Source organism: Streptomyces vulcanius (assembly GCF_042653945.1).
GTDB lineage: Bacteria > Actinomycetota > Actinomycetes > Streptomycetales > Streptomycetaceae > Streptomyces > Streptomyces mangrovi.
The window spans coordinates 107,813-117,144 of record NZ_JBHSFK010000039.1 but is presented as its reverse complement, the minus strand read 5'-3'; the positions used below and the strand labels follow the sequence as shown (position 1 = coordinate 117,144).

At 67.1% G+C, this 9,332-nt stretch carries 11 protein-coding genes and 2 pseudogenes; 11 read left to right on the top strand and 2 right to left on the bottom strand.

Translation table 11 applies throughout. The annotated features are described in order from the left end of the window. From araD to ACFPIH_RS42625, 3 genes and pseudogenes are all read left to right on the top strand, one after another. A pseudogene (gene araD, locus ACFPIH_RS42635) lies at positions 1-103 on the top strand (L-ribulose-5-phosphate 4-epimerase); the annotation flags it as partial. A 125-nt stretch (positions 104-228) separates the two neighbouring features. Further along, positions 229-1,251 (top strand): S66 peptidase family protein, encoded by a 1,023-nt coding sequence (locus tag ACFPIH_RS42630; protein ID WP_381183507.1) that lies wholly within the window; start codon positions 229-231, stop codon positions 1,249-1,251. 144 nt (positions 1,252-1,395) lie between these two features. Beyond that, positions 1,396-1,605: a hypothetical protein gene (locus ACFPIH_RS42625; RefSeq protein WP_381183504.1), complete on the top strand. Its 210-nt coding sequence runs from the start codon at positions 1,396-1,398 to the stop codon at positions 1,603-1,605. A 486-nt stretch (positions 1,606-2,091) separates the two neighbouring features. On the opposite strand, the gene ACFPIH_RS42620 is transcribed toward ACFPIH_RS42625, so the two are convergent. Beyond that, positions 2,092-2,400: a hypothetical protein gene (locus tag ACFPIH_RS42620; RefSeq protein ID WP_381183501.1), complete on the bottom strand. Its 309-nt coding sequence runs from the start codon at positions 2,398-2,400 to the stop codon at positions 2,092-2,094. 354 nt (positions 2,401-2,754) lie between these two features. On the opposite strand from ACFPIH_RS42620, the gene ACFPIH_RS42615 reads away from it, so the two are divergent. The 3 genes from ACFPIH_RS42615 to ACFPIH_RS42605 all read left to right on the top strand — a co-directional run bounded on the left by ACFPIH_RS42615 (position 2,755) and on the right by ACFPIH_RS42605 (position 5,397). Continuing rightward, positions 2,755-3,759 (top strand): WD40 repeat domain-containing protein, encoded by a 1,005-nt coding sequence (locus tag ACFPIH_RS42615; RefSeq protein ID WP_381183498.1) that lies wholly within the window; start codon positions 2,755-2,757, stop codon positions 3,757-3,759. Between the two features lie 403 nt (positions 3,760-4,162). Next, positions 4,163-5,068, top strand: a complete 906-nt coding sequence (locus tag ACFPIH_RS42610) for an aminoglycoside phosphotransferase family protein (protein WP_381183495.1) — start codon at positions 4,163-4,165, stop codon at positions 5,066-5,068. 41 nt (positions 5,069-5,109) lie between these two features. Next, the gene (locus ACFPIH_RS42605) at positions 5,110-5,397 is read left to right on the top strand and encodes a transposase (protein WP_381183492.1); all 288 of its coding nucleotides are present in this window, start codon (positions 5,110-5,112) and stop codon (positions 5,395-5,397) included. Positions 5,398-5,975: 578 nt separating this feature from the next. On the opposite strand, the gene def is transcribed toward ACFPIH_RS42605, so the two are convergent. After that, complete coding sequence (gene def, locus ACFPIH_RS42600; protein WP_381183489.1) at positions 5,976-6,524, bottom strand: peptide deformylase; 549 nt, start codon at positions 6,522-6,524, stop codon at positions 5,976-5,978. A gap of 152 nt (positions 6,525-6,676) precedes the next feature. Between def and ACFPIH_RS42595 the strand changes: the two genes are divergently transcribed. The 5 genes and pseudogenes from ACFPIH_RS42595 (at position 6,677) to ACFPIH_RS42575 (ending at position 9,182) form a co-directional block, all read left to right on the top strand. Continuing rightward, entirely contained in the window at positions 6,677-6,943 is a 267-nt protein-coding gene (locus ACFPIH_RS42595) for a hypothetical protein (protein ID WP_381183486.1), read from the top strand. A 33-nt stretch (positions 6,944-6,976) separates the two neighbouring features. Continuing rightward, a pseudogene (locus ACFPIH_RS42590) lies at positions 6,977-7,414 on the top strand (NAD(P)H-dependent glycerol-3-phosphate dehydrogenase); the annotation flags it as partial. A 77-nt stretch (positions 7,415-7,491) separates the two neighbouring features. Further along, positions 7,492-7,854, top strand: coding sequence for a hypothetical protein (locus ACFPIH_RS42585; RefSeq protein WP_381183483.1), 363 nt, complete (start codon positions 7,492-7,494; stop codon positions 7,852-7,854). Continuing rightward, complete coding sequence (locus ACFPIH_RS42580) at positions 7,841-8,185, top strand: hypothetical protein (protein ID WP_381183480.1); 345 nt, start codon at positions 7,841-7,843, stop codon at positions 8,183-8,185. Before ACFPIH_RS42585 ends, ACFPIH_RS42580 begins: the two co-directional genes overlap by 14 nt. A 685-nt stretch (positions 8,186-8,870) precedes the next feature. Further along, complete coding sequence (locus ACFPIH_RS42575; RefSeq protein WP_381183478.1) at positions 8,871-9,182, top strand: NUDIX hydrolase; 312 nt, start codon at positions 8,871-8,873, stop codon at positions 9,180-9,182. The last annotated feature ends 150 nt before the right edge of the window (positions 9,183-9,332 follow it).

The following is a 9,332-nucleotide window of genomic DNA, read 5'->3' as shown; positions in this document are numbered from 1 at the left end:
CCCAACCACCCCACCACCCCCGCACCTACTGGCTCGCCACTACACCCGCAAACACGGCCCCGACGCCTACTACGGCAACCCAACCCCAGCCCCCTCCCCATGACCCACGCACAATGTCCCGAGCCTCGGCGGACGTCTGCAAGCCCACACTGAGCGGAGTCAAGTGTCATGCCGGACGGGTCATGTAAATGTGTCGCGTGTTGCTGAGGGTGTCGGGATACTGCCTCGGTGACCCTTGCTGCACTGCCTCAACCGCTTCGACCTCGTGCCCTGAGGCCCGGAGATCTCGTCGTTGTCGCATCGCTGTCCGGGCCGCTCCATGCCGCTTACGAGCCCGACCTCGAGCAGGCGGTGGTCGTGCTCGAGCGGATGGGATTCCGTGTGCGCCGGGCGCCGCTGCTCGAAGCGGGGCGGCACCATTGGTGGAGCGCGGCTACGCCGGCCGAGATCGCCAGGGAATTCAATGCTCTTCTGCGTGATCCTGAGGTGCGCGCCATCATCGCGCATGACGGCGGCCAGACAGTGCTCGGCTACCTCGACCTGATCGACGTCGAGGCGATCGCCGCCGACCCCAAGCCGATCCTCGGCTACAGCGACATCTCGCTGCTGCATCTGGTGCTCTACGCGCAAACGGGTCTGGTCGGTTTCCATACCGACTTGGCCACCCCTGGACTCGGCGGACACTGGCAGGCCGCGCCCGCCGCACGCAGAGCGGAACTCGAAAAGCTCTACGCGACGCTGCTGACCGGTACGGAGCCGATCGGCGCGCTGCCGGCCTCCCCGTCGTGGGAGTGCTGGCGTGCCGGTCGCACCGAAGGCCGGCTGATCGGCGGGGTGATCAATCGCATCGTGCTGGCGCAGGCGACGCCTTACGCGCTGCCGCTCGAACGGTTCGACGGCGCGGTGCTGTTCTGGGAGGAGACGGGCGGCCAAGCAGCGTATGTGTGGAGCTATCTACAGGTGCTGCGGCACTGCGGCATCCTCGATCGGATCTCCGGCATGGTCGTGGGAGTCCCGTACGCGATCCACGGGCTCGGCGCGCCCGAAGCGTCCCCGACCCTGCGCGAGATAGTCCTCGACGTCCTCGGCGACCGTGACATCCCGGTCCTGGGCAACGTCGAGTTCGGACATGCCGGCCCGAATCTGCCGATGCCGGTCGGCATCTGCGTCGCCCTCGACGCGCAGCAACGGACCTTGTCACTGCTCGAACCGGCGGTACGGCCGCACGCGATGACGGGACCGGTCGGCTGAGAAACGCGGATCAGTGAGCCGACGCCCTCGACAGCAGCCCAGGGGCCGACTCACGCTTTGGTGATCGCCGCCTTGGGGCGTTGGTTCGGCCTGTAGGCGGGGCCGTTCATGAAAACCAGGGGGTGGCTCGTAGAGGTCGTCGGCTTGAGCGGAAGTGAACTCCCGCATCGCGAAGTCGTCGAGCTCTTCGCCGCCCGCCGGCCCTGGCGGCGTGGCCGCATCGACGAGTTGCTCCGAGACATCGCCGACGACAAGGAGGCGGGAGTCGGCCTCCGCAGGCGAGAGTACGGGCAGCCTCTGACGCAGTGTCCGCACAGCGTGCATGCGTCCGCGCGTAGCGGCGACCCCACGTAGCGATCCACACCAACTCGTGCTCCTCGACACGGACCACAGCCATCCGCGCATCGCGTCCACGAAGCCGCACACAGGCCGTCCTCGCCCTCGCCCGCCGCCGCGTCAATGTCCTCTGGGCCCTCCTGCGCGACGGACGGACCTACGAGGCCGCGCCTCCCGCGGCCTTCGCGGCTTGACAGACAGCATGAGGAATCGTTGAGACAGGACACCAGGTGATGGCGCCGATCCGCACTGCCTCTCCACCTGGGCTTCCTCTCGGCGGCTGTGGTTGAGCCGTGTTTCCCCGGACGCTTCCGCCCCTCGAGCCTCCTGCAGTGGGAAGCGAAGGAGCGCAGCTTCACACCGCGACACCCCATGCAGCAGACACTCTTGAATGGCTCGCTCGCCGTACCGGCGAGCCGAACGGTACGGGGAACAGGACCTCCCGATGCGTCGTGACCGGATCAGCCGCCGCGCCGACTGACGTCGCCTCTACACGAACGAGACCTACGACCGGCCCGCACACAGCTGCGCGCCGGCCAGCCGCCGATCCCGGCCCCGACGGGAGAGCAGCTCCGCTTCGAGGCAGACCACTTCCACCAGATCCTCGACTCCCACAGCGACTTCACCGCCTGCCCCTTCGGGATCCGCCGCGTATGCCCCGGCATCGACAGCATCGAGCTGGAAGCAGAGAGCGAGCGACGCGCGCACGAGATCCTCCGCAGAATCCTTCCCTCCTACGAGCCCGGCGGCGAGGTCCACGGCATGCCCGGCCTGCGGTTCTGGCGGCGCACGAAAAACGGTATCGAGATCCACCAGTCCGGACGCGTGACATCGGCATGGCTGACCGGCCTACCCGCCAGCGCCTGGAAGAGAGCCGAGGCGGATGCACTCGACACCATCCTCGCCGAGCTCGCCTGGCGCCCCCTGTGGAAGGGTCCCGACCACTGGTCTGAGGAGGAGCTGGGCTTCGAGCAACGCTGGAACATGGGGGAGTGGTCGCGCAACTCCAGGCCGGCGCGCATGCTGCAGCAGCGGCCTACTGCGCCGCCTCGCCGTCTTCCACACGCTCGTACCCGCCGACCACGTCGGCGGCTACCGGGGACTGGGGATCCGCGGCAACGAAGCGATGTGCTGTCGGACACCGACGGCAGAGGACCCCACCTGCAGTTGACCAACGCCAACGACCTCACCACCGGCTTCAGCGACGCGCCGGTCCTCGACGAGGTGACCGGCCTGGTCGTCGGCATGCTCACCGAGATCACCGTGCCCGACGCCTTGAAGCGGGGCCAGGGCATCGCGTACGTCACCCCCACCGAAGCCCTGCGGGAGATCCTCCCGGAACTGGCTTCCCAGGACATCTGCTCCTACCGGGGCCTGGAGTCGTTCACTCCTCGCCGCCAGCAAACAGCGCCAGCAGGCCGTCATCCGCCGCAGCCGGACCCTCAACACCGTGCTCGCCTCGCTCCTCGCCCTGGCCCTCGTCGCCGTGGGCGGTGCGCTGTGGCAGTGGCGGACGGCGTCACCGCGCGCGAGGCGGCTGCGTCGCGACAAATCGCTGCGCAGTCGAGAAAGCTCATCAGGACGAATCCCGAACTCGCGTCGCTGCTGGCCGTTCGGGCGTACCGGACCAACCACAATGCGGAGTCCTGGGAGGCCCTGCGAAACGCCGCAGCCCTGCCGCATCACCAACGGCTGGCCGGTCACACCGATTCAGTGCGCTCGATGGCGTTCAGCTTCGACGGAAAGACGCTTGCCACCGTCGGGGACGACCACACCCTGAGGCTGTGGAACGCGGACAAGGGCACGCCTCTCGTCACGCGGAAAGAACACACCGACGAGGTGTACGCGGTGGCGTTCAACCCGGACGGCCGCACCCTCGCCACCGGCAGCATCGACTCCACCGCACGGCTCTGGAACGTCGCGTCCGGCAAGACCCTCATCACCCTGCTCGGGCACTCCGACGCCGTGTTCTGGCTGGCCTTCAGTCCCGACGACCACACCCTCGCAACAGCAGGCGCCGACTTCACCGTGCGGCTGTGGAGTACCACCCTCCCCCGACCCGAAGCGGCTCTCGCCAACATCTGCCGCACCGTCGGCCGGGACCTGACCCCACAGGAGCGGACGGCCTACCTGCCCGGCCAGTCGAACGACCCGGTGTGCCCGTCCGATTGACGCCCGGCAAGTCTGCGGGGTGCCCTCTTCAGGGCCTGGCGAGTCCGGCCGCGTCGGCCCTGGCCTGCAGCCCGGTCAGCACAGCCGCCCAGATGCCGGCCCGCGCCCAGCGGTGGAAAAGCCCGTAGGCCATCTAGTGTTTTGTACGCGAGAGTGGGGAACGTTTGTTGACGGTTTTGGGCAGCGTTTAGCGATCAGTCAGCTCGAAAATGTCGATGAGATCCGACAACGGTTCTTGATGGGCCGCAACGCTGCAGGGGCCGTCTGTCTGGTCTGGGTGACGGCCATGACATGACCCGCTATGGCATTCAGGGGCACCGCACCACGTGCTGAACTTCCAGCAGGCAACGTTGCGCGACAGAAATGGGTTGCAGTTGAAGATCGTGATGCGGATGCTTCCACCATGAAGATGCACCCCAACCAGCTGACGGTGTCACCTGAGACGGTGCGCATGTTGGTAGAGCAGCAGTTTCCTGAGTGGCGGGGCCTGCCAGTCAGGAGCATCGCGGCGCAGGGTACGGTCAACGCCATCTTCCGTATCGGCGATCGGTTCGCAGCCCGATTCCCTCTTGAGTCCGCAGAAGTCGAGTCGACGCGGCGCTGGCTGGAGTCCGAAGCGGAAGCGGCTCGCGAGCTGGCAGGTCGCACGCGTTTCCCCACGACCGAGCCGGTCGCGCTTGGTGAACCTGGGGCAGGTTACCCGCTTCCGTGGTCGGTGCAGACGTGGCTGCCCGGCGTCGTGGCCGCCAACGAGGACCCAGGCGAATCGTCTGCGTTTGCCCGTGACTTGGCCGATCTCATCCGCGACCTACGCGCGATCGACACACATGGCCGCACGTTCGCCGGCACAGGTCGAGGAGGCGACCTGCAGTCCCATGACGCGTGGATGGAGACCTGTTTCAGACACAGTGAGCAACTCCTGGATGTCCCTCGGCTGCGCCGTATCTGGGCAACTTTGCGTGATCTGCCGCGAGGTGCAGCTGAGGACGCCATGGCCCATTGCGATCTGATCCCTGGCAACGTGCTCGTGTCCGCTGGTCGGCTTGCCGGGATTCTCGACGTTGGCGGCTTCGGGCCGGCTGACCCTTCGCTGGATCTTGTGAGTGCGTGGCATTTGCTCGAGGCTGGGCCGCGCCAGGTGCTCCGTGATCACCTGGGTAGCGACGACCTTGAATGGGAGCGAGGCAAGGCGTGGGCTTTCGTTCAAGCGATGGGGTTGGTCTGGTACTACGTCAAAAGCAACCCGGCCATGAGCCGGATGGGTCAACGATCCTTGGAACGTATCCTGGCGGACAAGTCGCTCGCGTGACTTGAAGCAGCTGCTGGTCGCGGCGACGGCCGTGCACGGTCGTGCTGGACAACGCTTCCGCGCACGTGGCCAAGGCGTTCAAAGGCCGCCGCCGTCAGCTGGCGAAGATCGGCGTCGAACTGTTCTACCTGCCTCCGCGCAGCCCGGAGCTGAACGACATCGAGCTGGTCTGGCGTCAGGCGAAGTACCAGGACTACCCGCAGTGCGCCCAGACCAGCATCGACGCCATCGGCGAAGCCGTCGACCATGCCATGACGCGGCAGCGAGACCAGATCCGACAGTCAGCAACGAACTTCACCCAAGGCCGCTTAGGCGCGTACGGGACGTAGCAAGGCGGGCCTCCGTACGGAGCTTGGCGTCCGCCAGACGGGCCCCAGACGAGCACAGGTTACTTGATCAACAATTCCTGCCAGGAGGCCTCAGCGAGGCCCCCACCGAGCACTTCGCGCAGCGTCGAGTGCGGGCGACCTCGTCGGTTCCCGCACCCCTCCCCGAGGGCATGCCCTGGCCGTGCCCCAACGGGCGGTACACCAGGGTCAGCGGCGGGGTGGATTCACCTTGCCGGGGAGTACACGCCCATCGAGTTTCCCCAGGTCATCGACCCTTTCGGGCGCTCGCAACCCTTTGATTCCCAAGCTCAGAGCGCGGGTTCGATTTCCGTCATCCACTCCACACAAAACCCCAGGTCAGCGACTTAGGGTTTGTTTGCTGTCTAGGCCATTTTCGGCACCTCGCACCACTTGCGCACCACCAGCCAGTCGGACGAGGAGGCCAGTGCCAGTGCCGGTGTCCCGGGATTGTTGCCAGGCATGGGGCGCGGCGGCACCAGGAGGTGCGGACGTTCACCCCCATGTCGCCGGAGTGCGGAAAGCGACGCTGGGACGCTTTCCGCACAGTCGGCCGCACTCTACTGGTGCGGTGAGTTTTTGATCTTTGTCATGAGACTCTCGTCGAACCAGTCGGCCGCGCGCAGCGTGGCTATCCACCGCTCCTGTTGCTCAGGGGTCAGCCTGTCGATGAACAGCACACCGTCCAGGTGATCGGTCTCGTGCTGGATGCAGCGGGCCAGGATCCCGTCCCCGACGACCTGGACCGGGTCGCCCTTCATGGTGAAGCCTTTCGCCACGACGTTCATCCGACGCTTGGTGTCAAGGAAGACGCCAGGGATGGACAGGCATCCCTCCATACCGTCCTGTTCCTCCTCGTCCGGGAAGTCCAAGACGGGATTGACCAGATGGTCCAGATCGCCGCGACCGTCGATCAGCTTGGGGCTCCAGACGAACACCCGGAGCCCGACACCGAGCTGGGGTGCGGCAAGCCCGGCCCCTCTGCTGTCGCTCAGCGTCTCGCGCAGATCGCCGACTAAGGTGTGCAGCTCAGCATCGAAGTCGGTCACCGGCTTGGCAGGCTCCCGCAGAGCCGGGTCACCGAGTTTCCTGATCGAGACAACCGTCATGCGAACCTCTTCTTATCGAACGGACACCATCTGTGTCCGACCACTGTCACTGGCGTCACAACAGGCATGCCAGACTCGCCGTTTCCCACCCTGCGGAGGCAGGCTTCCATGCCGGCCCGCTCAATCCACAGCCACGCAAGGACAATACTTTCATGCTCGACGTCTTGTCCGAGCTGTTGATCACATGGCGTGGCTCGGCTGCGCCGACCTGCACCACCGTGGCGGGCAGGCCGAGGGCAGGCTTGATCGCCGCAGGATTCGGATCGACCTCGGAGGAGGCCGATGTCGAGGTCAAGGGCGAGGTCGATCCTAGGGGTCCTGGGGCTCACCATCGCTGCTTGTTGGTTCGCAGCACTGCTCAAACCAACGAAGTGAAGAACAACGTGCCTGTCGTGCCTCAGACTGTTGCAAGCACCTGACCAGCTACAGCCACTGGTGAACCGCAGATAAGCGAGTTGGGCGGCGCGGTGAAGAACGTCATCGCGCTCGCGGCCGGCATCGCCTCCGGTATGGGCCTGGGCGACAACGCCACCGCGATGCTCATCACCCGCGGTCTGGCGGAGACCACGCGCCTCGGCGTCGCCATGGGCGCCCACCCCGAAACCCTCGCCGGACTGGCCGGCCTGGGCGACCCGGTCGCGACCTGCTCCTCTCCGCTCTCCCGCAACCGCACCTTCGGCACTCACCTCGGCCGCGGCATGACCATCGCCCAGGCGACGGCCGCCACTCGGCAGACCACCGAGGGCGTCAAGTCCGCCGAAGCCCTCCTGGCCATGGAACGCGTCCACGACATCGAGATGCCGATCAGCGAGGTCATCTCGGCCCTGCTGATCGAGAAGGTCACCCTCGACCAGGCCGCGGCCGCCCTCATACAGAGGCCCCCAAGCCCGAGCGCTGACCCGGAGTACGCCCGCCCGCCGGGCACCTGCTCGTCCCTCCCCCGATCCTCCCGGCCCGGAGGTTTCCCATGTACCTGTCCGTGCTGCCCGCTGCCCAGATCACCGCGACGCTCGCCCTGACGGGGTGGATGATCACCGGATTCACCGGCCTGCCCGGTCGCTGGAAGCGCTGGAAGATGTTCTGCCGGGCCACCTTCACGATCATCACCCTGACCCGAACCACCCGCGACGGCCGCACCGAGCCCGTCAACGTCTACGACTACCTCGGCCCTGGCTCCTTCATCCTCGGCCCGCCCCAGCTCCAGACCGTAATCGACCACCTCACCGCAAGCGGCCACTACGACCGGATCGACGGCCACGGCCACAGCCGCGTCCGGTCCGCACGCGGCGAGCAGCCCGTCGAAGTCAGGAACAGCCGTGTGGTTCTCTGACGCCCTCGCCACCGGATTCCGGCACCCGACCGACCTCGCACGCCTCCAGACGTACCGGATCCTCTTCGGCACCGTCCTCACCCTGCGCTTCGCTCTCACCTTCGGCCAGGGCGGCTGGACCCGCTTCGCCCCCACCTCGCTCAGCACCGCGCTCATGCTGGTCCTGCCGGAGCCGTCATGGAACGGCTCTACCTCAAAAGCCCCAACGCCGTCCGCTGCACCCTGCTCACCGAGGGCTGCCTCCTGCTCGCCGGAGACCTCGGCACCGACCCGCACCTCAGGCACGGCTCCAGCACGGCCAACACCTGGGCACAGCGCCTCCTGGTGCTGATCACCACCGATATCTACTGGAACTCCGCCTGGAACAAACTCCGTTCCCCACAGTTCCGCAGCGGGCTCCACCTGGCCCAATGGGTGCACGTCTACACCCAGGTCCGCGAACAGCTGCCCTACCGCCGCCGGTACGCCATCCCCAGCCCGGTCCGCCGCAACGCCGAGAACCTCACCTTCCGCGACATCCAGTTTCTGGCGGACCGTAGCGGCCGCCGTCATCGCCATGGAGATCGCCCTGCCACCCGGGACTGCTCTTCCCGCAGACCACGCCGTACGCCGTCGCCGCCGGCATCGCCATGCACATCGCTTTCACCCTCCTCAAGCCCCGCCGGCTCATCACCTTCTCCGGACTCACGACGGGCACCTACCTCGCCTTCACCGGCTGACGCATCGCCACCACCGGCAGGAGGGCAGGAATCCACGAGGCATCGCTCGCCGGCCACCCTCGTGAACACCATGGCTCCGGGGCGGGTGAACCTGGGGGATACCCGCCCCGGAGCCGCCCGTGCGGTCGCGATACTGGCCGTGATGACGGACCACCCAGCCCCACCGACACCGTTCACCCGACCCAAGATCCGCGTCAGCGCGCTCGTGTTCTGCGGCGGCAACGTCGGCCCTCATCCGCCGCGACCGCGCTGACTCCGTGCACTACTCGACCATCGGCGGGAACGTCGAAGTCCCGAGTGCTGCCCGACGCCCTGCGCAGGGAACTTGCCGAGGAACTCCGTCGCGACGTCGGCCAGGCCGAGGGCGGCGAACTGCTGTGGGTTGTCGACCAGAGTGTCTCCCGCCCCGGCCCCACGCCCCCGCCCCGCAAACTGCACCTGATCTACCGCTGCCACGTCACCGCGGGCGTCCGCGCCACCCTCGCCGAGCAGGAACTCGACGAACTCGCCGATGGCTCCCATGAGGTCGGCACCGTCGTGTGGATCGACTACTGCCAGACCGCCGACCTGCCGCTCTTCCCGCCCGTCGGCGCTGCCCTGCCGCTCTGACCTCTCCTCGCGCCCACGTTGCCGGCGCCGAGCTTCCGGCCCGTCACGGACCAGAACTGTCGCTGGGTCTGAAGTCTCGCCGACTTCATCCGGTCGGGCCTGGCCCCTGCGCACAGTCGTACGCCATGGAGGTCGCGTCATGACCCGGGA

Excerpts from the sequence above, each read along its gene's own strand:
- ACFPIH_RS42585 (WP_381183483.1), top strand. The coding sequence starts at position 7,492 with ATGTACCTGTCCGTGCTGCCCGCTGCCCAGATCACCGCGACGCTCGCC.
- ACFPIH_RS42595 (WP_381183486.1), top strand. The coding sequence starts at position 6,677 with ATGCTCGACGTCTTGTCCGAGCTGTTGATCACATGGCGTGGCTCGGCT.
- ACFPIH_RS42610 (WP_381183495.1), top strand. The coding sequence starts at position 4,163 with ATGAAGATGCACCCCAACCAGCTGACGGTGTCACCTGAGACGGTGCGC.
- def (WP_381183489.1), bottom strand. The coding sequence starts at position 6,524 with ATGACGGTTGTCTCGATCAGGAAACTCGGTGACCCGGCTCTGCGGGAG.